Origin of the sequence: Roseococcus thiosulfatophilus (genome assembly GCF_017311575.1) — a bacterium.
Taxonomy (GTDB): Bacteria; Pseudomonadota; Alphaproteobacteria; order Acetobacterales; family Acetobacteraceae; genus Roseococcus; species Roseococcus thiosulfatophilus.
Genome location: NZ_JAFFQY010000006.1, coordinates 69,993 through 96,429 on the forward strand (window position 1 = coordinate 69,993; position 26,437 = coordinate 96,429).

The 26,437-nt window shown below is 70.0% G+C and carries 26 protein-coding genes; 9 read left to right on the forward strand and 17 right to left on the reverse strand.

Annotation, left to right across the window (positions count from 1 at the left end; translation table 11 throughout):
• Window positions 1-44 precede the first annotated feature (44 nt).
• Window positions 45-794 carry an enoyl-CoA hydratase gene (locus tag JTN19_RS04040; protein WP_206930624.1) on the reverse strand — a complete coding sequence of 250 codons (750 nt, stop codon included), beginning with the start codon at window positions 792-794 and terminating at the stop codon, window positions 45-47.
• Entirely contained in the window at window positions 791-2,002 is a 1,212-nt protein-coding gene (locus JTN19_RS04045) for a flavin-dependent oxidoreductase (RefSeq protein WP_206930625.1), read from the reverse strand. Before JTN19_RS04045 ends, JTN19_RS04040 begins: the two co-directional genes overlap by 4 nt.
• A 101-nt stretch (window positions 2,003-2,103) precedes the next feature.
• Between JTN19_RS04045 and JTN19_RS04050 the strand changes: the two genes are divergently transcribed.
• Genes JTN19_RS04050 through queC form a run of 3 tightly spaced genes read left to right on the forward strand, consistent with a single transcriptional unit; the run spans window position 2,104 to window position 4,231 of the window.
• Window positions 2,104-2,505 carry a RidA family protein gene (locus JTN19_RS04050; protein WP_206930626.1) on the forward strand — a complete coding sequence of 134 codons (402 nt, stop codon included), beginning with the start codon at window positions 2,104-2,106 and terminating at the stop codon, window positions 2,503-2,505.
• Window positions 2,502-3,530 carry a tRNA epoxyqueuosine(34) reductase QueG gene (queG, locus tag JTN19_RS04055; protein WP_206930627.1) on the forward strand — a complete coding sequence of 343 codons (1,029 nt, stop codon included), beginning with the start codon at window positions 2,502-2,504 and terminating at the stop codon, window positions 3,528-3,530. The genes JTN19_RS04050 and queG overlap by 4 nt, the downstream gene beginning before the upstream one ends.
• Window positions 3,527-4,231 (forward strand): 7-cyano-7-deazaguanine synthase QueC, encoded by a 705-nt coding sequence (gene queC, locus JTN19_RS04060; protein WP_206930628.1) that lies wholly within the window; start codon window positions 3,527-3,529, stop codon window positions 4,229-4,231. The genes queG and queC overlap by 4 nt, the downstream gene beginning before the upstream one ends.
• On the opposite strand, the gene JTN19_RS04065 is transcribed toward queC, so the two are convergent.
• Window positions 4,197-4,622 carry a hypothetical protein gene (locus JTN19_RS04065; protein WP_206930629.1) on the reverse strand — a complete coding sequence of 142 codons (426 nt, stop codon included), beginning with the start codon at window positions 4,620-4,622 and terminating at the stop codon, window positions 4,197-4,199. The genes queC and JTN19_RS04065 overlap by 35 nt on opposite strands.
• On the reverse strand, window positions 4,622-6,100 hold the full coding sequence (locus JTN19_RS04070; RefSeq protein ID WP_206930630.1) for an N-acyl-D-amino-acid deacylase family protein: 1,479 nt from the start codon (window positions 6,098-6,100) through the stop codon (window positions 4,622-4,624). The genes JTN19_RS04065 and JTN19_RS04070 overlap by 1 nt, the downstream gene beginning before the upstream one ends.
• Before the next feature lie 142 nt (window positions 6,101-6,242).
• Here JTN19_RS04070 and dctP (JTN19_RS04075) point away from each other — a divergent pair, with 142 nt between their 5' ends.
• From dctP (JTN19_RS04075) to JTN19_RS04100, 6 genes are all read left to right on the forward strand, one after another.
• Window positions 6,243-7,208, forward strand: coding sequence for a TRAP transporter substrate-binding protein DctP (gene dctP, locus JTN19_RS04075; protein ID WP_242530845.1), 966 nt, complete (start codon window positions 6,243-6,245; stop codon window positions 7,206-7,208).
• Window positions 7,209-7,356: 148 nt separating this feature from the next.
• On the forward strand, window positions 7,357-8,322 hold the full coding sequence (gene dctP / locus JTN19_RS04080) for a TRAP transporter substrate-binding protein DctP (RefSeq protein ID WP_242530846.1): 966 nt from the start codon (window positions 7,357-7,359) through the stop codon (window positions 8,320-8,322).
• Between the two features lie 83 nt (window positions 8,323-8,405).
• Window positions 8,406-8,999, forward strand: coding sequence for a TRAP transporter small permease (locus JTN19_RS04085; protein WP_206930633.1), 594 nt, complete (start codon window positions 8,406-8,408; stop codon window positions 8,997-8,999).
• The gene (locus JTN19_RS04090; RefSeq protein WP_206930634.1) at window positions 8,996-10,273 is read left to right on the forward strand and encodes a TRAP transporter large permease; all 1,278 of its coding nucleotides are present in this window, start codon (window positions 8,996-8,998) and stop codon (window positions 10,271-10,273) included. Before JTN19_RS04085 ends, JTN19_RS04090 begins: the two co-directional genes overlap by 4 nt.
• Before the next feature lie 232 nt (window positions 10,274-10,505).
• Complete coding sequence (locus JTN19_RS04095; protein WP_206930635.1) at window positions 10,506-11,741, forward strand: ABC transporter substrate-binding protein; 1,236 nt, start codon at window positions 10,506-10,508, stop codon at window positions 11,739-11,741.
• Window positions 11,742-11,797: 56 nt separating this feature from the next.
• Window positions 11,798-11,965, forward strand: a complete 168-nt coding sequence (locus tag JTN19_RS04100; RefSeq protein WP_206930636.1) for a hypothetical protein — start codon at window positions 11,798-11,800, stop codon at window positions 11,963-11,965.
• On the opposite strand, the gene JTN19_RS04105 is transcribed toward JTN19_RS04100, so the two are convergent.
• From JTN19_RS04105 to dusB, 13 genes are all read right to left on the reverse strand, one after another.
• Window positions 11,966-12,634, reverse strand: a complete 669-nt coding sequence (locus tag JTN19_RS04105) for a TIGR04282 family arsenosugar biosynthesis glycosyltransferase (RefSeq protein ID WP_206930637.1) — start codon at window positions 12,632-12,634, stop codon at window positions 11,966-11,968. It abuts the gene before it with no gap.
• Window positions 12,635-12,659: 25 nt separating this feature from the next.
• Entirely contained in the window at window positions 12,660-13,547 is an 888-nt protein-coding gene (locus tag JTN19_RS04110; RefSeq protein ID WP_206930638.1) for an S-methyl-5'-thioadenosine phosphorylase, read from the reverse strand.
• Between the two features lie 6 nt (window positions 13,548-13,553).
• Entirely contained in the window at window positions 13,554-14,873 is a 1,320-nt protein-coding gene (locus tag JTN19_RS04115; RefSeq protein WP_206930639.1) for a citrate synthase, read from the reverse strand.
• Window positions 14,874-14,982: 109 nt separating this feature from the next.
• On the reverse strand, window positions 14,983-15,807 hold the full coding sequence (locus JTN19_RS04120) for an inositol monophosphatase family protein (RefSeq protein WP_206930640.1): 825 nt from the start codon (window positions 15,805-15,807) through the stop codon (window positions 14,983-14,985).
• Window positions 15,804-17,021: a GTPase HflX gene (gene hflX, locus JTN19_RS04125; protein ID WP_340643270.1), complete on the reverse strand. Its 1,218-nt coding sequence runs from the start codon at window positions 17,019-17,021 to the stop codon at window positions 15,804-15,806. The genes JTN19_RS04120 and hflX overlap by 4 nt, the downstream gene beginning before the upstream one ends.
• Window positions 17,022-17,115: 94 nt before the next feature.
• Window positions 17,116-17,442, reverse strand: coding sequence for an RNA chaperone Hfq (hfq, locus tag JTN19_RS04130; protein WP_184383625.1), 327 nt, complete (start codon window positions 17,440-17,442; stop codon window positions 17,116-17,118).
• A 46-nt stretch (window positions 17,443-17,488) separates the two neighbouring features.
• Complete coding sequence (locus JTN19_RS04135) at window positions 17,489-18,160, reverse strand: HAD family hydrolase (RefSeq protein WP_206930641.1); 672 nt, start codon at window positions 18,158-18,160, stop codon at window positions 17,489-17,491.
• Complete coding sequence (locus tag JTN19_RS04140; protein ID WP_206930642.1) at window positions 18,157-19,029, reverse strand: D-amino-acid transaminase; 873 nt, start codon at window positions 19,027-19,029, stop codon at window positions 18,157-18,159. Before JTN19_RS04140 ends, JTN19_RS04135 begins: the two co-directional genes overlap by 4 nt.
• Window positions 19,030-19,059: 30 nt before the next feature.
• Complete coding sequence (gene ntrX / locus JTN19_RS04145; RefSeq protein ID WP_206930643.1) at window positions 19,060-20,454, reverse strand: nitrogen assimilation response regulator NtrX; 1,395 nt, start codon at window positions 20,452-20,454, stop codon at window positions 19,060-19,062.
• Window positions 20,444-22,741: a sensor histidine kinase NtrY-like gene (locus tag JTN19_RS04150; protein WP_206930644.1), complete on the reverse strand. Its 2,298-nt coding sequence runs from the start codon at window positions 22,739-22,741 to the stop codon at window positions 20,444-20,446. The genes ntrX and JTN19_RS04150 overlap by 11 nt, the downstream gene beginning before the upstream one ends.
• On the reverse strand, window positions 22,741-24,183 hold the full coding sequence (gene ntrC / locus JTN19_RS04155; RefSeq protein ID WP_206930645.1) for a nitrogen regulation protein NR(I): 1,443 nt from the start codon (window positions 24,181-24,183) through the stop codon (window positions 22,741-22,743). The genes JTN19_RS04150 and ntrC overlap by 1 nt, the downstream gene beginning before the upstream one ends.
• Window positions 24,180-25,313 carry a two-component system sensor histidine kinase NtrB gene (locus JTN19_RS04160; RefSeq protein ID WP_242530847.1) on the reverse strand — a complete coding sequence of 378 codons (1,134 nt, stop codon included), beginning with the start codon at window positions 25,311-25,313 and terminating at the stop codon, window positions 24,180-24,182. Before JTN19_RS04160 ends, ntrC begins: the two co-directional genes overlap by 4 nt.
• On the reverse strand, window positions 25,310-26,374 hold the full coding sequence (dusB, locus tag JTN19_RS04165; protein WP_408901848.1) for a tRNA dihydrouridine synthase DusB: 1,065 nt from the start codon (window positions 26,372-26,374) through the stop codon (window positions 25,310-25,312). Before dusB ends, JTN19_RS04160 begins: the two co-directional genes overlap by 4 nt.
• Window positions 26,375-26,437: the final 63 nt, after the last annotated feature.

Consider the following 26,437-nt stretch of genomic DNA (forward strand, 5'->3'; position numbering starts at 1 on the left):
TATCTTGGCGCGCGATTCACCCCTCCGGGCATGTGTCCTGCGGGTCAGCGCCTTCTATTCAGGAAATGCCCCATCATCCGCCGTGGTTCATCCGTCTCGAAGGCGCGGGCAAAGGCGGGGATGCCGGCGGCGATGGCCTGGCTCAGCGGCAGATCCTCCCAGGCGCGGATCAGCGCTTTCTGGTCAGCGATGGCACGGGGGCCGGCCTCGCGCAGCAGGTGCAGCCATTCGTCCAGGGCGCCGTCCAGCGCGTCCGGTTCCACCACCCGCTCGCAGAAGCCCCAGGATTCGGCGGTGGCGGCATCAATGGTCTCGGCCAGCAGCAGCAGGCGGCGGGTGCGGCCCCAGCCGATCAGGCCCGGCAGGAGCGCGGCCTCGACCACCGAAGGAATACCCACGCGCACCTCCGGCATGCCGAACTTCGCCGCCGTCGAGGCGAGCCGCATGTCACAGGCCGCCGCGATCTCCATCCCCGCGCCCAGGCACCAGCCCTGGATGCGCGCGATGACGGGCACGCGGCAGGCGCGGATGGCGGCACTCACGCGATGGACGCGGGTGATGAATTGGCGCCCGCCCTCGGGCGTGGTGATGGCGCCCATCTCGCGGATATCGGCACCGCCGATGAAGGCGCGCGGCCCCTCCCCCGCCAGCACCACGGCGCGCGTGTCCGGCCTTACCGCGAAAGCCTCGGCCAGCGCCTCCAGCAGCGGCGAGTTCAGCGTGTTCAGCTTGGCGTCATTGGCCACGATGACGTGGCGCACATCGCCGCGTTCCTCGATCTCGATGCGGCTCATCGGCGCGCTCCTGTCATTTGCGCATAGCCGCGCGCGATGGCGGCAAGTTCGTCCTGCGCGATCACCTGCGTGATGTCGGAAAAACCCTCCGGCGCGCGTTCGCTCACCACATCCACCACGCGCTCCGGGCCGCCACGGCGATTGGCCAGCACGATCTCACGGGTGGCGGGCAGGCGCTCGGCCTCATAGGCGGCGAGCGCCCATGGCACGTTCATCTCCGCCAGCAGCCGCGCCAGCAGCCGCGCATCCAATATGGCCTGGGAAGCGCCGTTCGAGCCCACTGGATACATAGGGTGCGCGGCATCGCCCAGCAGCGTCACGCGCCCCTCGGTCCAATGCGGCAAGGGGTCGCGGTCACACATGGGGTATTCCCAGAATTCGGGCGTGGCCCGGACCAGCGCCTCCACATCCAGCCAGGGCACGCGGAAGCGCTGCACATGGGGCAGCACGTCCTCCAGCCGGCCGGGGCGCGACCAATCCTCGCGGCGCGGGGGCGGTTGCGTGGCATCGCCGATCTGGGCGCAGACCACCCAGTTGGTCAGCCGCGTCTGCGGCGTGGCGCCGGCGGCGATGGGGTAGAGCACCAGCTTCTCCCGCATGTCGCCAGCCACCGTCATCACGTCGCCGCCCTCGAAGACGGGCCAGTCCACCGCGCCCCGCCACATCTGGATTCCATTCCAGCGGATGCCGCCATCCTGCGGGTGCATCAGCGCGCGCAGCGCCGAATGGATGCCATCCGCCCCCACCAGCGCCTTGCCGCGCCGCGTGCTGCCATCGGTGAAGCGCACCGTGACCGAGCGGCTGTCCTGCATATAGCCCTGCAGCCGCTTGTTGGTGTGGATGCGCGCGGGGCCAAGGCGTTCCATGGCCGCCTGCCACAACACGCCATGCAGCCGCCCGCGATGGATGGAGAATTGCGGCGCCTCATGCCCCGCATGCAGCCCGCGCGCCTCGGTCCAGATGCGGTTGCCGAAGCGGTCGAGGTAGCGCAGTTCGCGCGTGCGGATGGCGATGGCGTCCAGCGCCTCCAGCAATCCCAGCGCGGACAATTCCCGGATGGCGTGCGGCAGGGTGTTGATGCCCACGCCGAGCTGCTTCACCTCAGGCGCGGCCTCGAACACCTCGCAGGGAATGCCGCGCTCATGCAGGGAGAGGGCCAGCGTCAGCCCGCCCACGCCCCCGCCCGCGATCAGCACCGGTGCCGTCATGCCCTCCCCTCCTCGTGCTTGCGGCGCAAGATGCCACGCGCCGGGCGCCCCGCACAGATCACGCTGGACAGGAGGCGCCGGCGCTGCGAAAGCCCGGGGCCATGGCTCTCACCAAGCTCCACCCGCAAGGCTGGCCCCGCCCGCGCGGCCACACCCATGGCTGGGCCGGGTCCGGGCGCCTCGTGGTGCTGGGCGGCCAGGTGGGCAGCGATGCGGAGGGCCGCTTCGCCGAGGGCTTCGTGGCCCAGGCGCGGCTGGCTCTGTCGAACGTGCTCGCCGTCCTGGCCGAAGCCGGCGGCGGCGCGCCGGACATTGCGCGCATGACCTGGTTCGTGCTGAGCCTGCGCGACTATCAGGCGAACCTGCCCGCGCTGGGCGATGCCTGGCGCGAGGTCATGGGTCCGCATTTCCCCGCCATGACCTTCGTGCAGGTGGCGCGGCTGGTGGAGCCCGAGGCGCTGCTGGAAATCGAGGCCACCGCCATCCTCGCCGACGCGCCGTGAACTCCGCGGCGGAAATCCGCGCCGAAGCCTTGCGGCTGGGCTTCGACGCGGTGGGCTTCACCCGCGCCCATTTGCCGGAGGAGGCGCGCGCGCGGCTCGATGCCAGCCTCGCCGCCGGCCAACATGGCAGCATGGAATGGATGGAACGCCGCGTGGAACAGCGCGCCCATCCCCGCGCCCTTTGGCCCGAGGCGGTCAGCGTGATCAGCCTCGGCCAGAACTACGGCCCCGGCTACGACCCGCTGGCGAGCCTCGCGCGGCCCTCCCGCGCCACGATCTCCTGCTACGCCCAGGGGCGCGACTATCACGACGTGGTGAAGAAGCGCCTCAAGGCGCTGGGGCAATGGATGGCGCAACGCTTCAAGGGCGAACCGCTGAAGGTCTTCGTGGACACGGCGCCGGTGATGGAAAAGCCACTGGCGCAGCAGGCCGGGCTGGGCTGGCAGGGCAAGCACAGCAACCTGGTGAGCCGGGAATGGGGTTCCTGGCTGTTCCTGGGCGAGATCTACACCACGCTCGACCTGCCGCCCGATGCATCGGAGCGGGACCATTGCGGCACCTGCCGCGCCTGCCTGGACGCCTGCCCGACCGCGGCCTTCCCCGCGCCCTATGTGCTGGATGCGCGGCGCTGCATCTCCTACCTCACCATCGAGCACCGCGGCCCCATCCCGCGGGAGTTCCGCGCCGCCATGGGCAACCGCATCTATGGCTGCGACGATTGCTTGGCGGCGTGCCCCTGGAACAAATTCGCCCGCGGCGCCGCCGAAATCGCGCTGCACCCGCGCGGCGAAGTGGCGCCGCCGCTGGCCGAGCTGGCGGCCCTGGACGACGCCGGCTTCCGCGCGCGCTTCGCGGGCAGCCCCATCAAGCGCATCGGCCGCAACCGGTTCCTCCGCAACGTGGCCATCGCCATCGGCAACAGCGGCGATGCGGCGCTGCGCCCGGCCGCGCAGGCCCTGGCGCATGACCCCGACCCCGTGCTGGCCGAGGCCGCCAGCTGGGCTTTGGAGAGGCTTCCCGCATGAGAGACGATGCCGCGCTTGTCCTGTTCTCCGGCGGGCAGGACAGCGCCACCTGTCTCGCCTGGGCGCTGGACCGCTTCGCCCATGTGGAGACGCTGGGCTTCGACTATGGCCAGCGCCACCGCATCGAACTCGACTGCCGCGGCGCTCTGCGCGAAGGCATGGCCAGCCCCCGCCTGGGCGAGGACCACCTGATGGACCTTGGCGTGCTGGGTGCCCTCTCCGACACGGCGCTGACGCGCGAGGCCGAGATCGCGCTGCGGGCGGACGGGCTGCCCACCACCTTCGTCCCCGGCCGCAACCTGATTTTCCTGACCTTCGCCGCCGCGCTGGCGGCACGGCGGGGCCTGCGCCACATCGTCACCGGCGTATGCGAGACGGATTACTCCGGCTATCCCGACTGCCGCGACGACACCATCAAGGCGCTGCAGGTGGCGATCAATCTCGGCATGGCGTCGCGTTTCGTGCTGCACACGCCGCTGATGTGGCGCGACAAGCCGGCCACCTGGCGGCTGGCGAAAAGCCTGGGCGGCACAGCGCTGGTGGAACTGATCCGGCGCGAAAGCCATTCCTGCTACAAGGGCGTGCGCGAGGTGCTGCACCCCTGGGGCCATGGCTGCGGGGAGTGCCCGGCCTGCGAACTGCGCGCCGCCGGCTGGGAGGGCTATGTCAGCGGATCGGCTCGTCCCAGATCCGGGTCGTGATCTCGGCCGTGCTGCCGCGATCGAGGCGCACACGCGCCTCGAAACTCCGCAGCACCCGCCCTTCCGCCGGTCGGCGGTGCAGGCAGCTCCAACTGCCATTGGGCAGCATGGGCGCCACGCAGTTGAACCCAAGCGCGATGAGGTGCTGCACGGCCGGCCCGGAATCCGTGCCCTGCGGGGACAGCCGCACCAGATCGGCGCGCAGCGCCTCGGCCCCCGCCACCTCGCCACGGCGGAGGTAGCGGTCCACATCGGTGGGTGGCGCACGGTCGGGCGAGAGCCAGGACAGGAAGAGCAGCATGGCGCCCAGCAGCAGCGCCATCGCCCCCGCCCTGGGCAGCGTGCCGGACTGCCACATGCGCCCGCGCGCGACCTCGGGCTCGACGCCCATCAGGCGGCCTTCAGCCTCGGGTTGCCGAGGAAGCGGCCGGCGGCGGCGGTGGTGGTCTCGGCACCTTCCTCGAAGGTCGGGATGCCGTTGCACCACACCTTCACAACACCTTCCGACAGCGCGGTGGGGTTCTTGTAGGTGGCGTGGTCACGCACCCGCGCGGGGTCGAACAGCACCAGGTCCGCGAAGGCGCCGGCGCGGATCACGCCGCGGTCGGGGATGCCGAAGATCTGCGCGGTGCGGCCCGTCATCTTGTGGATGGCGGTCTCCAGGCTGAACAGCTGCAAGTCGCGCACATAGCGGCCCAGCACGCGCGGGAAGGTGCCCCAGAGGCGCGGATGCGGCTTCTCGTCATGCGGGATGCCATCGCTGCCGATCATGCTGCGCGGGTGGGCCATGATGCGCTGCACATCGGCCTCGTCCATCATGAAGCTGATGGCGCCGGCGGGCTGCAGCTTCTCGGCCGCCGCGCGGCGCGTCATGCCCCAGTCCTGCGCGATGTCGTCCAGGTCCCGTCCCGCCTGGTCCGGATGCGGCACCGACCAGGTGATCTGCACCTTCACATCCTGGCGCAGCTTGTCGGGCATCAGCACGGTGGAGCCGGCCGGATAGGGATAGACGTCGAAGGCCACTGGCTGGTCCTGGCCCAGCGTGTCCATCAGGGCGAGGGTTTCGCGCGAACGGCCGAAATTCTCGCTCATCGAGCATTTGTGGTGGCTGATGACGACCTCGAGCGGCGCCCCCTCACGCCCTGCCTCGCGGCCCACCCGCAGCGTTTCGCGGATGCTGTCCAGCACATGGTCCGCCTCGTCGCGCATATGGGTGGCGTAGAGGCCGCCCTCCTCCGCCAGCACGGAGGCGATGGCGATGCATTCCTCCGTCGTCGCCTGGGCGTTGGGGGCGTAGTAGAGGCCGGTGGTGAAGCCGCAGGCGCCCTGGCGCAGGCTCTCGCGCAGGCGGTCCTGCATGCGGGCGATCTCATGGTCCTTCGCGGCGCGGTAGACATCGCCCTCCATGGCCTCGACGCGAAGCGACTGCGCGCCGCAGAAGGCCAGCGTGTTCACGGCGGGCGGGTTCTTGGCCAGCGCCTCCGCGTATTCGCCGAAGCTGCCCAGGGTGAACCAGCTCTCATCGCCCAGCAGGTCCAGCGGCGGCGGCGGGCGCTTGGACATCCGGGTGGGGGCAAGGCTGACGCCGCAATTGCCCACCACCACGGTGGTCACGCCCTGGCTCGACTTGCAGTGCAGGCAGTTCGGGCCGCAGAGCACGGCGCGGTCGTCATGGGTGTGGGCGTCAATGAAGCCGGGGGCGAGGGCCAGGCCCTTGGCGTCCAGCTCCGCCTGGCCCGAGGCCGAGCCCAGGTCGCCCACGGCCACCACACGGTCGCCCTCCACCGCCACATCGGCGGTGAAGCGGGGGGCGCCGGTGCCATCCAGCACCGTGGCGTCCCGGATCACCAGATCACAACGCAGGGGCATGGGCGGAACCTCATCTGAAGCGGAATCGGCCCCCAGGATGAACCCGGGACCGGCCCGCGCCAACCACCCGCCGGCCCGATTGCAAAGGCACCGGATGCTACTTAATCCATGCCCCAGAAGAGGGAGAAATCAGGAAATGCCCATGTTCCGCCGCACCGCCCTGGCCGCCGGGCTCACCGCCCTGCTGGCCGGCCCCGCCGCCGCCCAGACCCAGATCACCATCCAGCACCCCCTGCCGCTGAACAGCCATTACGGCGCCGGCGCGACCGCGCTGAAGGAGGCCTTCGAACGCGCGGCCGGCAACCGCTACCGCGTCGTCATCCAGCGCAACGACAATGAGCGCGAGGCGATCGAGAGCGTGCAGATCGGCACGATCGAATGCGTCATCACCTCCACCGGTCCGGTCGGCAACTTCGTGCCCGACACCCGGAACCTGGACGTGCCCTTCCTGTTCCGCGACAGCGCCCATGCCCGCGGCGTGCTGGACGGGCCGATTGGCCAGGAAATGCTGGGCCGCTTCAACGCCCGGGGCCTGGCGGGCGTGGCCTGGATGGAGAACGGCTTCCGCCACCTGACCAATTCCCGGCGCGAGGTGAACAACCCCGCCGATATCCGCGGGCTGAAGGTGCGGACCATGGAGAACCAGGTGCATATGCGCGCCTTCTCCACCCTGGGCGCGCTGCCCACGCCGATGGCCTTCAGCGAGCTGGTGCCCGCCCTGCAACAGGGCACGGTGGACGGGCAGGAGAACCCCATCCCCGTCATCGTGGCCAACAACCTGAACCAGGTGCAGCGCTTCCTGACGCTGACCAGCCACGTCTATTCGCCGGCCGTGCTGATCTGCAATCCGGCCATGCTGGCCCGCATGTCGGCCGCCGACCGGACGGCTTTCCAGGAAGCGGCGCGCGCGGGTGTGGCCGCCAATCGGGCGCGCGTGACGGCCGATGAGGAATCGGGCGTCGAGGAACTGCGCCGGCGCGGCATGACGGTGGTGACGACCGTGAACACCGCCGCCTTCCAGGAAGCCCTGGCCCCCGCCTTCGCCGAATATGAGCGCACGCTGAACGCGGCCCTGCTGCGCCGCATCCGGGACTGGCAGCCGAACTGAGCCCTGGTTCGGGCGCGAATCGAAGGGGGGTGCCGGGCGACCGGTGCCCCCTTTTTCATCACGCGCCCCTCGCTGATTGTCCGATTGCAACCGGGCCGGAACATGCCCTATGCAATTGATACTCAGGGAGAGAAAAAACGAAATGTCCATGTTCCGACGTTCGGCGCTGGCGGCGGGTATCGCCGCCTTCCTGGCCGGCCCCGCCATCGCCCAGACGCAGATCACCATCCAGCACGCCCTTCCGGCCAACAGCCACACCGGCGTGGGCCCCGCCGCCATCAAGGAGGTGTTCGAGCGCCTGACCAATGGCCGCTATCGCGTCGTCGCCCAGCGCAACGACAATGAGCGCGAGATGGTCGAGAGCGTGCAGATCGGCACCATCGACTGCACCTTCACCTCCACCGGCCCCGTCGGCAACTTCGTGCCCGAGGTCCGCATCTTCGACGTGCCCTTCCTGTTCCGCGACACCGCCCATGCCCGCGGCGTGCTGGACAGCGAGATCGGCCAGCAGGTGCTGTCCCGCTTCAGCGCGCGCGGCCTGCACGGCGTGATCTGGACCGAGAATGGCTTCCGCCACCTCACCAATTCCCGCCGCGAGGTGAACCTGCCGGCCGACCTGCGCGGCCTCAAGGTCCGCACCATGGAGAACCAGGTGCATATGCGGGCCTTCACCGTGCTGGGGGCCCTGCCCACGCCGATGGCCTTCAGCGAACTGGTGCCCGCGCTGCAACAGGGCACGGTGGATGGGCAGGAAAACCCGATCTCGGTGATCGTGGCGAACAACCTGAACCAGGTGCAGCGCTACATGACGCTGACCAATCACGTCTATTCGCCCTCCGTCATGATCTGCAACCCGGCCCTGATGCAGCGCATGACCCCGGCCGACCGTGAGCATTTCATGACCGCGGCCCGCGCCGCGCAGCGCGCCAACCGCGACCGCGTGTCGCAGGATGACGCGAACGGCGTGGAACTGCTGCGCAGCCGCGGCATGACCGTGGTGACCACGGTCAACACCGCGGCCTTCCAGGAGGCCTTGGCGCCGGCCTTCGCCGAATGGGAACGCACACTGGACGCGGCCCTGCTGCGCCGCATCCGCGACTGGCGCCCGAACTGAGCCAGGGCTGAGCCTCAACTGTCCGGGGGCGCGGTTCCGCCGCGCCCCTTTCGTCTGCCCGCCGGGGGTTTTTCATGAATGCGATGAATGTCCTGCCGCTCCAGATCATGGGGGTGGCCACGGTGCTGACCGTGGCGCTGGCCCTCTGGGCCGGCTCGGGCGAGACGGGCGCACGCGCGCAGGTGCGTCGCGCCTTCCTGGGGGTGGATCGCCTCACCAGCGGGGCAGCGGCCATCCTGGCCGCCCTGGCCATGGCCGTGGCCGTGGCCGCGGGGGCCTGGCAGGTGGTGGCACGCTTCGCCACCGAGACACCCTCGGTCTGGTCCGAGGCGCTGGTCCGTACCGCCGTGATCTGGATGGCCTTCATCGGCGTCGCCGTGGCGCTGCGAGCCGGGGCGCTCGTCTCCATTGACGTGGCCCGCCGCCTCACCCGGGGCGCGGTGCGCCGCGCGCTGGAGGCGGCCTCGCTGGCCTCCATCCTCTCCATCCTGGGCGTGATGTTCTGGTTCGGCTGGATGATGGCCGAGCGTGTGAAGTTCCAGGAGATGGCGGGGCTGGAGGTTTCGATGTCCTGGGGCTATGCGGCGATTCCCATCGGCGCCTGCTTCGCGATGATCGGCGCGGTGGCGCATTTCCTCGACCGACAACCCGCCGACGAGCTGGAGACCGCCCTATGAGCGGCATGATGCTGACCGTGATGCTGGTGCTCTTCGCCGCCGCCGTGCCGGTGGCGGTGGCCATCGGCATCGCGGCCGTGGTGGGGATCGCGGGCTTCACCTCCTTCCCGCTGATCGTGGCGGCGCAGCAGTTGTTCGTGGCGCTGGACAAGTTCCCGCTGGCGGCCATCCCCTTCTTCATCCTGGCGGGGGCCTTGATGGAGATGGGCGGGATCTCGCGGCGCCTCGTGGAATTCGCACGGTCCATCGTCGGTGGCATCCAGGGCGGGCTGCCGGCCACATGCGTCGTCACCTGCATGATCTTCGCGGCCATCTCGGGCAGCTCGGTCGCCACCACCTTCGCCATCGGCGCCATCATGATCCCCGCACTCGTGCGGGCGGGCTATCCGGTGGGCTTCGCGGCCGCCCTCCAGGCCACGGCGGCGGAGCTGGGCGTGGTCATCCCGCCCTCCATTCCCATGATCCTCTACGGCGTCACCACCCAGACCTCCATCCCGGAGATGTTCATCGCCGGCATCGGCCCTGGCATCCTGATCGCGGGCGCGCTGATCGTGACGGTGCTGGTCTGGTGCCGCCTCAAGGGCTGGGGCAAGCAGGATGGCGAGGGGCGGCTGCCCTTCCTCACCGCCACCCGCCAGGCGGGCTGGGCGCTGCTCATGCCCGTGGTGGTGCTGGGCGGCATTTATGGCGGCATCACCACGCCGACCGAGGCCTCGGTCATCGCGGTCGTCTACGCGCTGATCGTGGGCGTGGTGATCCACCGCGAGATCCGCCTGCCGGACCTGTTTCCCATCTTCCGCAAGAGCGTGATCACCTCGGCGGTCATCCTCTTCATCATCGCCTGCGCGGGGCTGTTCTCCTGGCTGCTGAACCGCCAGGGCGTGCCCGACGCGGCGGCGGCCTGGCTCGCCACCTCCTTCGACAGCCCGGCGCAATTCCTGCTGGTGGTGAACCTGTTCCTGTTCCTGGTGGGCATGTTCGTCGAGACCTCGGCCTCCATCATCGTGCTCGCGCCCATCCTGCAGGAGGCGGCGGGGCGGCTGGGCGTGGACGCGGTGCATTTCGGCACCATCATGGTGGTGAACCTGGCCTTGGGCATGATCACCCCGCCCTTCGGCGTGAACCTCTTCGCCGCCGCCCAGGTGGCGGGGTGCGGCGTGGACCAGATGATGCGCTACCTGGTGGTGTTCATCGGCGTGGTCTTCGCCTGCCTCATGGTCATCACCTATGTGCCGACGCTGGTGCTGTTCCTGCCGCACCTCGTGTTTCGGTGAGAGGCCGTTTGGGAATGCTGGCGGCGGAGGATGCGCGCGGGATTTTTCGTCCCTGAAAGGCGCCGGGCGCGGCCGATGCTGGCAGCATCGGCAAGCCCGGCAACGCATCGGGGGCGGAAAAGATCCGCGCAGCCGACACGCCAGCGTTTTCAACCGGCCTCAAAGCCTCCCCTTGCGCGGCGTCGCGGCGCCGCGCAGCATCCCTTGGCCATCAGTGCCGAGGAAACGAACCATGACAAGCATCACCCGCCGCACCGCCATGGGCGGCGCGCTGGGCGTCGCCGCCCTCCCCGTCGCCGCCCGCGCCCAGAGCCGCGACAACACCATCCGCATCGGCGTGCTGGCCGATTTCTCGGGCCCCTACCGCGACACCTCGGGCCCCACCTCCGTCGCCGCCGTGCAGCAGGCCATCGAGGACCTGGGCATCACCCAGCGCGGCATCAACGTTGAAGTCATCCAGGGCGACCACCTGAACCGCCCCGATGCCGCCCTCGCCCTGGCCCGCCGCTGGATCGACACGCAGGGCGTGGACATGATCTGCGAGGTGAACAACTCCGCCATCGCGCTCGCCGTCGCCAACCTGGTGCGGGAGCGCGACAAGGTGCAACTCGCCTCCGGCGCCGCATCCTCCGCGCTGACGGGGCCGCAATGCAGCACCCACACCCTGCAGTGGACCTATGACACCTGGATGTTCGCCAATGTGGTGGGGGGCGCCACGGTGCGCTCCGGCGGGGATTCCTGGTACTTCATCACCGCCGACTACGCCTTCGGCCACCAGCTGGAGCGCGACGCAGGGCAGTTCGTGACGCGCGCGGGCGGCCGGGTGATGGGCAGTGCGCGCTACCCCTTCCCCGGCACCACCGATTTCAGCAGCTTCCTGCTCCAGGCCCAGGCCAGCCGCGCCAAGGTGGTGGGCCTCGCCATGGCGGCCGGCGACATGCAGAACTGCGTGAAGCAGGCGCATGAATTCGGCCTGACGCGGCGCGGCCAGCAATTGGCCGGCATGATCATGTTCGTACAGGACATCCGCACCATCGGGCTGGAATCCGCCCAGGGCATGGTGATGAGCGAGGTCTTCTACCACGACCTGAACGACCGCACGCGCGGCCTCGCGCAGCGCATCCTGCGCCGCACGCCGGACAACATGCCCAGCCAGGAACACGCCGGCACCTATTCCTGCGCCATCCACTACCTCAAGGCCGTGGCCGAGGTGGGGGCCGCCCGCGCCAAGGCCTCGGGCATCGAGGTCATCAACGTGATGAAGCGCATGCCCACGGATGACGACGCCTTCGGCCCCGGCCGCGTGCGCGAGGATGGCCGCAAGATCCACCCGGCCTACCTCTTCGAGGTGAAGTCGCCCGCCGAGAGCCGCGGCATGTGGGATTTCTACAAGCTGCGCGCGACCGTCCCCGCCGAGGAGGCCTTCCGCCCCCTCGCCGATGGCGGCTGCCCGCTGGTGCGTGGCTGACGCTTGCGACCCTGGCGCTTCAGGCCCATCTCCAGGCCTTCCGAGAGGAGGCGAAAATGGTCCTGAAGCTGCTCTGCGCGCAGGTCGTGCTGACCAAGATGGCGGTACGCGGCGCCTTCACCCTGGGCGCCGTCGCTGGCACGGCGGGCGTGGTCGGCCTCTGCGCGCTGCGCCGTGCCGCGAAGGAAGGCGGCCTCTGCCGGCGCGGAGCCACCAAGGCCTGATCAACCGGCTTGCAGCGCCACCCGGCTGTGGTTGGCGCGATAGGGCGGCAGGGGCGAACAGCCGGGCGGCTGCGCGGCAGCAAGGCTGAGGCGCAGAAGGTCCAGATCCGCCGCGGCGTCCACATCATGCCAGGGCTGGAGCACGTCGAGGCGCAGCCCCTCCGCCGCCGCGCGGGCACGGGTGGCGTCGAGCAGGCCAGGCGCGCTCCAGGGCATGTTCTCCAGCAGGGCGGGCAACGGCCGCGCCATGGCAATGGCGCAATAGCCGCCGTCCAGGGCGGGGATCAGCGCCGCATCCGCACCCCCCGCGATGGCGGCGGGCAGCAATTCCAGAAGGGCGGGCGGCAAGGTCGGGGCGTCGGTGCCGGTCAGCAGGGCGCAGCCGATGCCGGGACGAAAGAGGGTGCCGAAAGCCGCGCCCATACGCTCGCCCAGGTCCCCCTCCGGCTGCGGCATGAACGCCCAGCCGGGCAACAGCGCGGCCATCTCTGCCTGCGCGTCGGCCGGCGCGTGGAAGGCGGTGAGCGTGGCGGCGTAGCGCGGGGCGAGGAAGCGCAGGAGATCGGCACTGTCCAGCAGGAAGGCACGCGCCAGCTGCGCCGCGCGCGCCGGCCCCACCATCGCCGCGAGCCTCGTCTTGCTGACGCCCGGCCGCGGCGCCTTGCACATCAACCCAAAGGCGGCCTGCACCGGATCAGGCCGCGTTCAGCACCCGGCCCGCGACGGCGTCGAGCTTGGCCAGAAGCGCCGGGTCACGCTTGTCCGGCGCGGTGATCAGCGCATACTCCAACGCGCGGTCGCAGCCGGCAGGGCAGGCGCCGCGTGGCGCGCCGATGCGCGGGATCAGCGCCTTGACCAAAGCGCGGGCCTTTTCGGCATTGCCCTGCAGCACCTTCACCACCTGGTCCACCGTCACATGGTCGTGGTCGGGGTGCCAGCAGTCAAAATCCGTCACCATGGCGACGGAGGCGTAGCAAAGCTCCGCCTCGCGGGCGAGCTTGGCCTCGGGCATGTTGGTCATGCCGATCACGTCGCAGCCCCAGGCGCGGTAGAGTTCGCTCTCGGCCTTGGTGCTGAATTGCGGGCCTTCCATGACCAGGTAGGTGGCGCCGCGGGTCATGGGCAGGCCGATCTCCGCGCCGGCCGCCTCGGCCGCGTCGGACAGTCGCGGGCAGGTCGGGTGCGCCACGGACACATGGGCCACGCAACCCGGTCCGAAGAAGGATTTCTCGCGGGCGAAGGTCCGGTCGATGAACTGGTCCACCACCACGAAATGCCCGGGCGGCAGCTGCGCCCGCAGCGAACCCACGGCCGAGAGCGAGATCACGTCCGTCACGCCCGAACGCTTCAGCGCGTCAATGTTCGCCCGGTAGTTCAGCGCGGAGGGCGGCAGCGGGTGCCCCTTGCCATGGCGCGGCAGGAAGACGCAGCGCACGCCGCCCAGCGTGCCGAAGAGCATCTCGTCGGACGGCTCGCCCCAGGGGGTGAAGACGCGCTTCCATTCGCGCCCCTCCAGCCCGTCAATGTCATAGATGCCGGAACCGCCGATGATCCCGATGACGGGCTGGAACTGGTCGGACATGGAGGGTCAGCCGCGCTCGGACATCGGCTTGTAGTCGCGCTTGGAGGCGCCCGTGTAGATCTGCCGGGGGCGGCCGATGCGCTGCGCGGGGTCCTCCACCAGTTCCTTCCACTGGCTCACCCAGCCCACGGTGCGGGCGACGGCGAAGATCACGGTGAACATGCTGGTCGGAATGTCCATCGCCTTGAGGATGATGCCCGAGTAGAAGTCCACGTTCGGATACAGCTTCCGCGAGATGAAATACTCGTCGCTGAGCGCAATCCGCTCCAGTTCGCGGGCGATTTCCAGCAGCGGCTCATGCTCGACGCCGAGTGCGGCCAGCACTTCGTCGCAGCTTTCCTTCATGATCTTCGCGCGCGGGTCGAAGTTCTTGTAGACCCGGTGGCCGAAGCCCATCAGCTTGACGTTGCTGTTCTTGTCCTTCACGCCCTCGATGAAGGCCGGGATGTTCTTCACATCGCCGATCTCGGCCAGCATCTTCAGCACGGCCTCGTTCGCGCCGCCATGCGCGGGGCCCCAGAGCGCCGCGATGCCCGCCGCGATGCAGGCGAAGGGGTTGGCGCCCGTCGAACCCGCCAGGCGCACCGTGGAGGTGGAGGCGTTCTGCTCATGATCCGCGTGCAGGACCAGGATGCGGTCCATCGCCTTCGCCAGCACGTCGGGGACGTCATATTCCTCGGCCGGCACGGACTTCAGCATGTGCAGGAAGTTGCGCGCATAGCCCTGCGGGCCGCTCGACAGCGCGTTCTTCGGATACACGAAGGGCTGGCCCAGCGAATACTTGTAGGCCATGGCGGCGATGGTGGGCACCTTCGCGATCAGGCGGAAGGCCGCGATGCGCCGCTGCTCGGGGTCATTGATGTCGAGGTTGTCGTGGTAGAAGGCCGCCAGCGCGCCCACCACCCCACACAGGATGGCCATGGGGTGCGCGTCGCGGCGGAAGCCGTTGAAGAAGTTACGGATCTGCTCATGGACCATGGTGTGATAGGTCACACCATTGCTGAATTCCTTCAGCTGGGCGGCCGTCGGCAGTTCGCCATTCATCAGCAGGTAGCAGACCTCGGTGAAGTCGCTCTGCTCGGCCAGCTGCTCGATCGGGTAGCCGCGGTACATGAGCACCCCGGCATCGCCGTCGATATAGGTGATCTTGCTCTCGCAGCTGGCCGTCTCGCCATAGCCGGGGTCGAAGGTGAAGATCCCCAGATTGGCGTAGAGCTTGCGGATGTCCGCGACATCCGGGCCTTCGGTGCCGGACAGCAGGGGCAGCGTCGTGCTCCGGTTGGTGCCGTCCAGGGTGATCGTGATGGAGCCGTTGCTGCCGCTCATGCTGCTACCTTCCTGAGAACAAGGGGCGCCGGTTCTTTCGCCACGCGCCGTGTTGCGGCGCAGAATAAGCGCTGGGCGGCGCTTGTCCATCACCGTAACGTGGAAAGCCTCAACCCAGCAGCCAGGCCTGCACTTCCTCCCAGCCGGTCTGGTCGGGCGCGCAGATCAAGCCGCCCGTGTGCCGAAGCGGAGAGTACGGGGCGCCGTCGAACTGGGCGGAGTATCCGCCGGCCTCCGCATGGATCAATACGCCCGCTGCATGATCCCAGGGCAGCAGCCTGTTGTAGACCAGCACATGCGCGCCGCCCGTGTTCACAAGGCGGTATTCATGGGCCGCGCAGCGGAAATTCATGACCGCGGCAAAGCCCGCGAGCTTGGGCAGCACCGCCGCCTTCCGGTCGCGCGGCATGAAGCCCCAGGAAATGGCGCCCACCATGCGCGCGAGCGGCGCGGGGACGGAGACCCGGCAGTCATGCAGGTGGCCTTCCTGCCCCTCCACCCAGGCCCCCTCGCCCCTGAGGGCGATCAGCGTGTCGTCACCCATGGGATCATGGATCCAGGCGGCGATCGTCTCGCCCTGGTAGATCGCGGCCGCCATCACGCCGAAGAGCGGCACGCCGGCGGCGAAATTGGCCGTGCCATCCACAGGGTCCACGACGATGCACAGCCGCGCCTCGGCCATGTTGGCGAGCTTGGTGGGGTCGGCGGCCGCGGCCTCCTCGCCCAGGATGACGGCCTCGGGGAAGAGGCGGCGCAGGCCCGCCTCGATATGCCGCTCCGCCGCCTCATCGGCCTCGGTGACAAGATCGAGCGGGCCGGACTTGGTCCGCACATCGCCGGAAGCCAGCCGGCGGAAGCGCGGCAGGATCTCGGCGCGCGCGGCCGCGCGCAGAAGCTGCGCCACCTCCCGCGCCGCGGTCGCGGAAATCCTCACGGGAGCTGCCCGAAGCGCGCGCGGTCGGCGGGCGAGAGGCGGACGGTCAGGCGCACGGCACCCTCCTCCTCCACGCGCTCCAGCACCTCGCCATGGCGGTAGAGCCAGGCGAGGCGCGCGCCATCGGAGGGCGCGAGGGTCAGTTCCGCCGTCACCATGCCGGCGGAAAGCCGTTCGTCCAGCGCGGCGCGAAGCTGGTCGAGCCCCTCGCCCGTCATGGCCGAGACCGCGAGGCCGCCCTTGATGCGCGCGGCCACCGCCTCGGGCCCGCCCAGAAGGTCGGCCTTGTTCAGCACCTCGATGGTGCGCGCGCGCCAGTCATCGCCCATGGACGGGTGCTCGCCGCTCGCCATGCCGTCCAGCACGGCGTGGACATCGGCACGCTGGGCCGCGCTGTCGGGATGGGCCACGTCGCGCACGTGCAGGATGATGTCGGCCGAGGCGACCTCCTCCAGCGTGGCGCGGAAGGCCTCGACAAGCTGGGTGGGCAACTCGCTGATGAAGCCCACCGTGTCCGACAGGATGGCCGGCCGGCCGGAGGGCAGCGTGATCTGCCGCATGGTCGGGTCGAGCGTCGCAAAGAGCTGGTCTTGCGCCATGACGCCCGCGCCAGTCAGCGCGTTGAACAGCGTGGATTTTCCGGCATTGGTGTAGCCCACCAGCGCGATGACCGGGTAAGGCACGCGCTCACGCGACTTGCGGTGCAGGCCGCGGGTGCGGCGGACCTGCTCCAGCTCCTTCTTGAGGCGCACGATGCGCTCGCCGATCAGGCGGCGGTCGATCTCGATCTGCGATTCGCCGGGGCCGCCCAGGAAGCCGAAGCCGCCGCGCTGGCGCTCGAGGTGGGTCCACGACCGAACAAGACGTGTGCGCTGGTATTCCAGATGCGCGAGCTCCACCTGCAAGGTGCCCTCGCGCGTACGCGCGCGCTCGCCGAAGATTTCCAGAATCAGGCCGGTGCGATCAATGACCTTGGCCTTCCAGGCGCGCTCGAGGTTGCGCTGCTGAACGGGGGTCAGCGCCGCGTCCACGACAACGAGGCCGGCCTCCTGCTCCTCCAGCGCGGCGCGCACCATCTCCACCTGGCCCTCGCCCAGCAGGGTGGAGGGCCGGCGCGCGCGCAGCGGATGGATGGCCTGGTGGACGATGGTCACGCCGATGGAGGCGGCAAGGCCCACGGCTTCGGCAAGACGTGCCTCGGCCGCGCGCGGCATGGCGCCGGGCGGTGCGAATTCGGTGACGGAGCCGCGTGCCGTGCGGCCATAGGGCAGGATGACGGCGGCGCGGGTCGGGGGCGCCGCGGTCTCCTCACTCGTCGCGGGCAGTGGCGGGCTCCCGGTTCATGGTCAATGTGGTCTCGCGCACGGGCGCGGCGCCGCCGGCCGCGGGCGCCGCCTGGGCGGCCGCCTGCGGGTCGAACAGCATGATGGGCGCGCCGGGCATCACGGTGCTGATGGCGTGCTTATAGACCAGTTGCGTATGCCCATCCCGCCGCAGCAGGACGGAGAAATTGTCGAACCAGGTGATGATTCCCTGAAGCTTCACGCCATTGACGAGAAACACCGTCACCGGCGTCTTGCTCTTCCGCACGTGATTCAGGAACACGTCCTGCACGTTCTGGGACTTCTCGGCCATAGCGGCCTCCTTCCTCTTGTTCATGGCGGGCAGGCCCGCTCGTCGCTCAACCGGGTTGAGTCTCGCGGGTTGCGGCAGGCTTGTCCAGGGCTGAGAGATGCGCCGCCAGCGCGGCGCCATCCGCAAATGCCATATCTGGGGCACAATGCGTGACGCCGCCGTCATGTGCCGCATCACCGAGCAGCACCGCGCGGCACCCCGCCGCACGTGCCGCCTCCATGTCGATCGCGGTGTCTCCGACATACCAGATGTCGGGGCCCGGCGGCAGGTCCAGCGCGCGCAACGCCATCAGCAACGGGGCCGCGCTGGGCTTGTCCGCCACCGCGTCACCCGCGCCCACAAGCACCTTGAAATGCTGGGCAAGGCCGAGATGCGCGGCCTCCTCGCGCAGCAGCGCGCCCTGCTTGTTGGAGACGACGCCCAGCGGCCAGGATGAGGCCGCTTCCAGCATCACCGCCGTGCCGGGCAGCGGCCGCACGGCGTCGAGGTGCGTGGCATGGATCGCGTCGTAGAAAATGTCCCGCGCGCGCTCCCACTCATCCCCGAAATGGATGGGGAAAGAGTCACGCAGGGATTTGCGGACATTCGCCAGCACCTCCTCGCGCGACCAGGCGGGTTTGCCGAAGGCCGCGAAGGTCGTGTTGAGCGCGTACTGGATCGCGGCCCAGCCATCCACCAGCGTGTTGTCCCAGTCGAACAGCAGCGCGCGCGGCGTCATGCCGCGTTGCCCGCCTGCTGGTGGACATGGCGCGCGAACAGGTCGAACAGCCGCCGCGTCATCGGTCCCGGCGTACCATCGCCCACGGTCACGCCATCCACCGCCACGATGGGCTTCACGAAGGAGGTGGCGGAGGTGAGAAACACTTCTCGCGCGGAGGCGAGCGCGTCGCGGTGGAATTCCTCCAGGCTGTAGGGAATGCGCGCCGCGTCCAGCTCCGCAATCAGCGCGCCGCGGGTGCAGCCGGGCAGGATCACGGAATCGAGATGGCGGGTCCGTAGCACGCCCTCCGCATCCACGATCCAGATGGTGGTGGCCGCCCCCTCGGTCACCATGCCGGTCACTGGGTCGTAGAGGATGGCCTCGCCCGCGCCCTGCTCGCGCGCCGCCTGGCGGGCCAGGCAATTGGGCAGCAGGTTCACGCTCTTGATGTCGCGCCGCGCCCAGCGCAGGTCGGGCGCGGTGATGGCCTTGATGGTCCAGCGCGCGATGTCACGCGGATAGGGCGGGATGCGGCGGATGGTGACCACCAGCGCCGGCGGCACGGGCTTGGTGGGAAAGGCATGGTCGCGCCGCGCCACGCCGCGCGTCACCTGCATGTAGAGCAGCCCCTCTGTCACGCGGTTGCGCCGCGCCACCTCCACCAGCACCATGCGGAGTGCCGCGCGCGGCATCGGCATGGGCAGCGCGATTTCCTTGAGGCTGCGCTCCAGCCGGTCCAGATGCCGGTCCTCGTCAATGAAGCGGTTGGCGTGGAGGTGCACCACCTCGTAGATGCCGTCGCCGAACTGGTAGCCGCGGTCCTCGATGTTCACGCTGGCGTCGCGCTGCGGCAGGTAGGCGCCGTTCACATAGGCAATCCGGGACATGCAGGGCTTTCCGCAAATGGTGGGCGCAGTCTAGGCGGTTCCGCCCGCCTTGTCCTCCGCCTGCACGTTCAGGAATTTCAGCTTCCGGTGCAGCGCGCTGCGCTCCATGCCCACGAAATTGGCGGTGCGGCTGATATTGCCGCCGAAGCGCATGAGCTGCGCTTCGAGATATTGCCGCTCGAACATCTCGCGCGCCTCGCGCAGCGGCAGGGTCATGATCTCGCTGGAGCGATCCAAGCGCAACATGGCGGGCGCGGCGGAGACGATCTCGGGCGGCAGGGCCTCGGCGCGGATGGGCGCCTGCGCCTCGCCCGGCGCCATGATGAGCAGCCAGTCGATCAGGTTGCGAAGCTGGCGCACATTGCCGGGCCATTCGTAGGTCTGCAACGCGGCAATCGTGTCCTCGGCCAACTCGCGCGGTTGCAGGCCCGACGCCTCCACCGAACGCGCCACGAAATGCCGCGCCAGCACGGGCACATCCTCGCGCCGCTCGCGCAGGGCGGGCACGCGCAGCGGCACGACGGAGAGGCGGTAGAACAGATCCTCGCGGAAACGTCCCGCCGCGATCTCGGCCTGGAGGTCGCGATTGGTGGTGGCGATGACGCGCGCATCCACCTTGATGCGCGTGGCACCCCCCACCCGCTCAAACCCCTGCTCCTGCAGGGCGCGCACGATCTTGCCCTGGGTCTCCAGCGGCATGTCCGCCACCTCGTCCAGCAGCAGGGTGCCGCCATGGGCGCGTTCCAGCGTGCCGATGCGGCGCGGGGCCTCGCCCTGGGCCTCGACGCCGAACAGCTCCTCTTCGATGCGGGCGGGGTTCAGCGTGGCGCAGTTCAGCGCGACGAAGGGCTCACCCGCGCGGCGCGAACGGGCGTGCAGCATCCGCGCCGCCACCTCCTTGCCCGAGCCGGCAGGGCCCGTGATCAGCACGCGCGAATTGGTGGGCGCCACCTTGTCAATGGCGCCGCGCAGCTGCGCGATGTGGGGCGAGACGCCCAGAAGCTCCGTCTCGGGGCCGGCGCGCAGGCGCAGCTCATTCACCTCGCGCCGCAGCCGGGCGGCCTCCAGCGCGCGCTCGACGATCAGCAGCAGGCGGTCGGACTTGAAGGGCTTCTCGATGAAATCATAGGCGCCTTGCTGGATGGCCTGCACCGCCGTCTCGATGGTGCCATGGCCCGAGATCATCACGCAGGGCACCTGCGGCTCCTCGCGGTGCATGGCCTCCAGGATGCCCAACCCGTCCAGCCGCGAATTCTGCAGCCAGATGTCCAGGATCACGAGCGAGGGCTTGCGCGCGCGGAACTGCTGCAAGGCGGTGTCGCTGTTGTGGGCCTGGCGCGTGTCATAGCCCTCGTCTGAGAGAATCCCCTCGATCACGGCACGGATGTCCGGCTCGTCATCCACGATCAGGATGTCATGCGCCATGGCCGCGCTCCATCACCACATCCCCGCCTGCCTCGGCCCCACGGACCTCCGCGGGGCTGCCTTCGGCGGGCCGGAGCGGCAGCAACAGCTCCGCCCGCGCGCCGCGCCCGGTCGCCGCATCCCCCAGCAGGACGCGACCGCCGTGGTCCTCCATGATCTTCTTCACGATGGCAAGACCAAGGCCGGTGCCCTTCGCCTTGTGGGTGACGTAGGGTTCCGTGAGACGCTCGCGCTCCTCGCCATCGGGCAGGCCGAGACCGTCATCCTCGACACGGATCGCGACCATGCCCGCCCCACCGGGCGCGGGGGCCAGGCTGACCCGGATATGGCCGAGCGGCTGGGACCGCGAGGGCGTGATGGGGGTCTCCCCCTCGGCCGGCGCCTCCGCCTGGGCGCGCAGACGGATGGAGTCCGCCGCGTTCTGGATCAGGTTGGCCAGGGCCTGTTGGATCAACCGCCGGTCACAGGCGGCATGGACGGGCATGCCGGGCGGCGACCATTCATAGGCGATTTCGGGGCTGCCGGTGCGCGGCAGCACCAGCGCCTCCTCCACGATGCGCGACAATTCCTCCTCGCGAATCACGGGCTGGGGCATGCGGGCGAAGGCGCTGAACTCATCCACCATGCGGCCGATGTCGCCCACCTGGCGCACGATGGTGTCGGTGCAGGCGGTGAAGGTCTCGGGATCGTTCGTGATCTGCTTAAGGTAGCGGCGCTTGAGGCGCTCGGCGCTGAGCTGGATGGGCGTCAGCGGGTTCTTGATCTCATGTGCGATGCGGCGCGCCACATCGGCCCAGGCCGCCTGCCGCTGGGCGGTCAGCAGGGCCGAGATGTCGTCGAAGGTGACGACGAAGCCCTGCCCCTCCATCTCCGGCGAGAGGCGGGCCAGCAGGGTCCGGCGCTCCGAGGGCGAGCCCAGCTTGATTTCCGCCGTGCGCCCGGCGGGGCCGGCGAGCAGGGGCGCGAATTCGGGCACCACCTCGGCCAAGCGCCGCCCGATCTCGCGCTCCAGGTCGAGGCCCAGGAGCTTGCTGGCGCCGCGGTTGGGCAGGTTGATGCTGAGATCGGCATCAAGGCCGATGACGCCCGCCGAAACCCCGCCCAGCACCGCCTCGGTGAAGCTCTGCCGGTCCGCGATCTGGCGGTAGGCCTCCATCAGCTCGCTGCGCTGGGCGGCAAGCTGGTTGGTCATGCGGTTGAAGGCGCGGCTCAGGCTGCCGACCTCGTCATCCGCATCACCCTCCTCCACCCGCACCGAGAGGTCCCCCGCCCGCACCCGCTCGGCCGCGGTGATGAGGCGCGAGATGGGCCGCGCCAGCTGGTTCGCCAGCACGAGGCCGATCAGCACCGCCGCCAGCAGCACCAGCAGCGCGCCGGCCGCGAAGATCATGATGAAGGTGATCTGCAGGCCGTCGCGGTTGCGGTCCAGCGCCTGGTAGGCGGTGACCGCGGCCTCGGTGCGGCTGATATGCTCCAGCACCGTGCCATCGAGCGGCCGGCCGATCATGAGCATCAGTCCGGTCTGCGGCGCCAGGGTGAGAACGGCGCGCACCCGCCCCTCCTCCTCGCCCGCCACCACCGCCACCTCGCCATTGCGGGCGATGTCGATGGCCCAGCCGGGCGGGGGCGCCAGCATGAAGGCGGAGGTGATGCCGGCATGGGCGACGATGCGCCCCAGCAGCGGCTCGAAGACCACGGCCTCGGTCAGGCCGCGCTGGCTGGCCTGCCCGCCCAGCACGCGGGCGAAGGCCAGGTTCTGTTCGGGCAGCAGCACGACGGCGCGGTTGAGGTCATTCACCATGGCCAGCGCATCGGCGCGGATGGCGTTCTGGTGTTCCTGGAGATAGGCGCGCGAGGCGACCAGCGAGGCCTCCAGCGCCGTCCGCACCCGGTCGTTGAACCAGGCCTGGATGCCCAGGTTGAAGAAGGTGACGGAGAAGCCCGCCACCAGCATGGCCGGCACCACGGCCACCACCGAGAACAGCAGCACAAGCCGCGTGTGCAGCCGCGACCCGGCCGAGCCGCGCCGCCGCTCCGCCCAGACCCGCACGAGCCGCCCCGCCAGCGAGGCCAGCAGCAGCAGCACGACCGCGGTGTTGCCCAGGAAGATGGCCGCGAGCTGCCCCGGGCTGGTCGGCCCGAAGGGCGAACCGTCGGAGAGCACGACGAAGGTCGCCACCCCCATGACCAGCGCGGCCAGCGCCAGGCCCAGCGTCACGCCGCGGCCCAGCAGCATGTCGGCCAGCCGCCGCAGCAGGGGCACGCGGGGGCGGGCCGCCACGGCCATCAGGTCAGCCCACGCACCACGGGCAGATCCAGGTCCTTCAGCTTCTTGCGCAACGTGTTACGGTTGAGGCCGAGCAGCGCCGCCGCCTTGATCTGGTTGCCCCGCGTGGCGCTGAGGGCGAGGCGCAGCAGCGGTCGCTCCACCTCGCTGATGACGCGCTCATGCAGGTCGCGCACGGGCATCCCGTCCTTGTGGGCCGCCATGAACAGCTTGAGGTGGCGCTCGACCGCCTGTTCCAGGGTCTCGGCGCTGCGGGGCGCGCCATCGGCGGGGGTGTCGGCCTCCGCCAGTTCGGCCGAGACGGCCTCCTCCCCGATCATCTCCTGGGGGTAGAGGGCGGCCAGGCGCCGCATCAGGTTCTCCAGCTCTCGCGCATTGCCGGGCCAGGCATGGCGCTTGAGGCGTTCCAGCGCCTCGGGGCTGAGCGACTTGGCGGGCAGGCCGGAGGCACGGGCGCGCTCCAGGAAGTGCCGGGCCAGGAGGGGAATGTCCTCGGTGCGCTCGCGCAGGGGGGGCAGACGGATGGGCACCACGTTCAGGCGGTAGAACAGGTCCTCGCGGAACAGACCGGCGCGGATGGCGGCGCGCAGGTCGCGATGGGTCGCGGCCACGATGCGGACATTGGCCTTCACCGGGCTGCGGCCGCCCACCGTGGTGAACTCGCCCTCCTGCAGCACGCGCAGCAGGCGGGTCTGGGCCTCGGGCGGCATGTCGCCGATCTCGTCGAGGAAGAGCGTGCCGCCGGCCGCCTGCTCGAAGCGGCCGATGCCGCGGGTGAGCGCGCCGGTGAAGGCGCCACGCTCATGGCCGAACAACTCACTCTCGATGAGTTCGCGCGGAATGGCGGCCATGTTGATGGCGACGAAGGGCCCGGTGCGCCGCTTGCCGTAGTCGTGCAGGGCGCGGGCGATGAGTTCCTTGCCCGTGCCGCTCTCGCCCGTGACCATCACTGTCAGGTCGGCGGTGGTGAGGCGCGCCACCGTCCGGTAGATCTCCTGCATGGCGGGCGACCGGCCCACCAGGGGCAGCCGTTCGCCCGCCTCCTGCCCGTCCTCGGGCGGAAGCGCCGTGGCGGGCTGGGCGAGGGCGCGTTCCACCACCGCCAGCAATTCCTTCAGGTCGAAGGGCTTGGGCAGGTACTCGAAGGCGCCGCGCTGGGCCGCCTTCACCGCCGTGGTGAAGGTGGACTGCGCGGACATCACCACCACGCGCAGATCCGGCCGCACGCGCTTCATGCGCGGCAGCAGGTCCAGGCCGTTCTCGTCGGGCATGACGACATCGGTGATGACGAGGTCCCCTTCCCCATCCTCCACCCAGCGCCAGAGCGTGGCGGCGGAGGAGGTGGCGCGCACATTGTAGCCCGCGCGCGACAGCGCCTGGGACAGCACGGTGCGGATCGCCCGGTCGTCATCGGCGATCAGGATGGTGCGCGTCTCGGTCATTCATCGGTCTCGGTCATGTCTTCGCCTGGCGGGGGCGCGGGAAGGGAAAGGCGGAAGGTGGTGCGGCCGGGGCGGCTGTCGCATTCGATCAGCCCCCCCTGGTTGGCGACGAGCTTGGCGACGATGGCAAGACCCAGCCCCTGCCCGCCCCGCTTGGTGGTGACGAAGGGTTCGAAGAGGGTGGCGCGCAGCGGCTCCGGAATGCCCGGGCCATTGTCCCGCACAGTGACGGTCAGCGGCAGGTGCACGCGCTCGGTGGAGCCGGGCACGGCGATGCGCACGCCATGGTGATAGGCGGTGCCGAGCTGGATCTCGCCCTCGCGGGGGTCCACCGCCTCGGCCGCGTTCTTCACCAGGTTCAGCATGATCTGGATGAGCTGGTCGCGGTCGCCCCAGACGGCGGGCAGCGAGGGGTCGTAGTCCTCCGTGATCCGCAGGTGGCAGGCGAAGCCCGACTGCGCCACGCGGCGCACATGGTCCAGCACGGAATGGATGTTCACGGGCCGCGGCGTGATGGGCCGGTCGGAGAACATCTCCATCCGGTCCACCAGGGTGCGGATGCGGTCCGCCTCCTCCTGGATGAGGATGCAGAGGTCCCGGTCGCCCTGCGAGGCACCCTGTTCGAGCAGCTGCGCGGCACCGCGGATGCCGGAGAGCGGGTTCTTCACCTCATGCGCCAGCATCGCCGCCATGGCGGTGGCGCCGCGCGCCGCGCCCAGGAAGTGCAGCTGCCGGTCCAGCATGGCCGCCGTCGAGCCATCCTGCAGCATCAGCACCACGCCGCCCGGCATCTCCGGCATGGGCGCGCCATAGGCCGAGACGCCGGAGCGGTGCAGGCGCGGGCTTTCCAGCGTCAGGTCGTGGTCGGCCACCGGGCTGTCGGTCCGGCGCACCTGCTGGAGCAGGGCGAAAAGACGGTTGTCGGGCGGCAGCAGCTCACCCAGCGGCAGGCTCGCCAGCGTGGCCTGGGAGTGCTGGAAGAACAGCTCGGCCGCCGGGTTGGCGAAGCGGAAATTGTCGGCGCCATCGAGCACCACGGCCGGCATGGGCAAGGCGGAGAGGATGGTCACCGCGTCAGGCATGTCGCCGCCGGAGCCGGCGCGGGGCATGGCCAGGGCCCGCCTGCTCATGCCGCCTCGCGGAAGGCGTCGCGGCAGGCCTCGACGCCCCGCTCGATCAGGGGGCGATAGAAGCCCTCCATCAGCGCCTCGGCCTCCTCCGGCGTGTCCACGCGGTTCACCTGGGCGCGGAACTCGGCGCTGCCGGGCAGGCCGCGCGAATACCAGGCGATGTGCTTGCGCGCCATGCGGACCCCCGTGTTCACGCCATGGTGCGACAGGATGGCGCGGTAATGCCGCAGCAGGATCTCGTGCTGCTCGGCCAGCGTGGGGTCGGGCAGGCGCAGCCCTTCGTTCAGGAAGGCCGCCACCTGGCGTGGGAACCAGGGCCGCCCGTAGCAGCCGCGCCCGATCATCACGCCATCCGCACCTGACAGCCGCCGCGCCTCGGCCGCGTCGTCCACGGTGAGGATGTCGCCATTGGCGATGACGGGGATGTCCACCGCCGCCTTCACCTCCGCGATGAAGGCCCAGTTGGCCGTGCCGGTGTAGAGCTGCTGCCGCGTGCGCCCATGGATGGTGACGAGGCGGATGCCGCATTCCTGGGCGATGCGGGCGAGGCGCGGCGCGTTCAGGCTGTTGTGGTCCCAGCCCATCCGCATCTTCAGCGTGACGGGCACGGGCACCGCGCGCACCACGGCCTCCAGGATGGCGGCCGCCCGCACCTCGTCGCGCATGAGGGCCGAGCCCGCGCTCTGCCCCACCGCCACCTTCTTCACCGGGCAGCCGAAATTGATGTCCACGATGGCCGCCCCCCGGTCCACCACGAGGCGCGCGGCATCGGCCATCACCGAAGGCTCGCAGCCGGCCAGCTGGACGGAGCTGGGGGCGCCAAAGCCCTCGACCTCCGCCATCTTCAGGCTTTGGCAGTTCTCCCGGATCATCGCGGCGGACGCGATCATCTCCGACACCACCAGCCCCGTGCCCTCGGCCCGAGCCAGCCGGCGAAAGGGCAGGTCCGTCACGCCCGACATGGGGGCGAGGATGACGGGCGTCTGGATGCACACGCCAGGTGCCAGGGTGATGGGCGCCAGGGGCCGCGGCGGGGGGTTGCTCATCATTTGGGCAGCCATACGCAAATCCGCGCGCGGCGTCCATGTCGCCTTTGCACCGTCCCCGGGTGATTTGCAGGTGGC

Bases quoted from the DNA above. Each gene is read 5' to 3' on its own strand.
- JTN19_RS04085 (WP_206930633.1), top strand. From the start codon at position 8,406: ATGAATGTCCTGCCGCTCCAGATCATGGGGGTGGCCACGGTGCTGACC.
- JTN19_RS04160 (WP_242530847.1), bottom strand. From the start codon at position 25,313: ATGAGCAGGCGGGCCCTGGCCATGCCCCGCGCCGGCTCCGGCGGCGAC.
- hfq (WP_184383625.1), bottom strand. From the start codon at position 17,442: ATGGCCGAGAAGTCCCAGAACGTGCAGGACGTGTTCCTGAATCACGTG.
- JTN19_RS04090 (WP_206930634.1), top strand. From the start codon at position 8,996: ATGAGCGGCATGATGCTGACCGTGATGCTGGTGCTCTTCGCCGCCGCC.
- JTN19_RS04095 (WP_206930635.1), top strand. From the start codon at position 10,506: ATGACAAGCATCACCCGCCGCACCGCCATGGGCGGCGCGCTGGGCGTC.
- JTN19_RS04105 (WP_206930637.1), bottom strand. From the start codon at position 12,634: ATGTGCAAGGCGCCGCGGCCGGGCGTCAGCAAGACGAGGCTCGCGGCG.
- hflX (WP_340643270.1), bottom strand. From the start codon at position 17,021: ATGCCGCGCGCGGCCGAGGCACGTCTTGCCGAAGCCGTGGGCCTTGCC.
- JTN19_RS04140 (WP_206930642.1), bottom strand. From the start codon at position 19,029: ATGTCCCGGATTGCCTATGTGAACGGCGCCTACCTGCCGCAGCGCGAC.
- JTN19_RS04070 (WP_206930630.1), bottom strand. From the start codon at position 6,100: ATGCCCCTGCGTTGTGATCTGGTGATCCGGGACGCCACGGTGCTGGAT.
- JTN19_RS04115 (WP_206930639.1), bottom strand. From the start codon at position 14,873: ATGAGCGGCAGCAACGGCTCCATCACGATCACCCTGGACGGCACCAAC.
- dctP (WP_242530846.1), top strand. From the start codon at position 7,357: ATGTTCCGACGTTCGGCGCTGGCGGCGGGTATCGCCGCCTTCCTGGCC.
- JTN19_RS04065 (WP_206930629.1), bottom strand. From the start codon at position 4,622: ATGGGCGTCGAGCCCGAGGTCGCGCGCGGGCGCATGTGGCAGTCCGGC.
- ntrX (WP_206930643.1), bottom strand. From the start codon at position 20,454: ATGGCGCATGACATCCTGATCGTGGATGACGAGCCGGACATCCGTGCC.
- JTN19_RS04110 (WP_206930638.1), bottom strand. From the start codon at position 13,547: ATGTCCGACCAGTTCCAGCCCGTCATCGGGATCATCGGCGGTTCCGGC.
- queC (WP_206930628.1), top strand. From the start codon at position 3,527: ATGAGAGACGATGCCGCGCTTGTCCTGTTCTCCGGCGGGCAGGACAGC.
- JTN19_RS04150 (WP_206930644.1), bottom strand. From the start codon at position 22,741: ATGGCCGTGGCGGCCCGCCCCCGCGTGCCCCTGCTGCGGCGGCTGGCC.
- JTN19_RS04100 (WP_206930636.1), top strand. From the start codon at position 11,798: ATGGTCCTGAAGCTGCTCTGCGCGCAGGTCGTGCTGACCAAGATGGCG.
- dctP (WP_242530845.1), top strand. From the start codon at position 6,243: ATGTTCCGCCGCACCGCCCTGGCCGCCGGGCTCACCGCCCTGCTGGCC.
- ntrC (WP_206930645.1), bottom strand. From the start codon at position 24,183: ATGACCGAGACGCGCACCATCCTGATCGCCGATGACGACCGGGCGATC.
- JTN19_RS04050 (WP_206930626.1), top strand. From the start codon at position 2,104: ATGGCTCTCACCAAGCTCCACCCGCAAGGCTGGCCCCGCCCGCGCGGC.
- JTN19_RS04045 (WP_206930625.1), bottom strand. From the start codon at position 2,002: ATGACGGCACCGGTGCTGATCGCGGGCGGGGGCGTGGGCGGGCTGACG.
- JTN19_RS04135 (WP_206930641.1), bottom strand. From the start codon at position 18,160: ATGACGCCGCGCGCGCTGCTGTTCGACTGGGACAACACGCTGGTGGAT.
- dusB (WP_408901848.1), bottom strand. From the start codon at position 26,374: ATGGCTGCCCAAATGATGAGCAACCCCCCGCCGCGGCCCCTGGCGCCC.
- JTN19_RS04040 (WP_206930624.1), bottom strand. From the start codon at position 794: ATGAGCCGCATCGAGATCGAGGAACGCGGCGATGTGCGCCACGTCATC.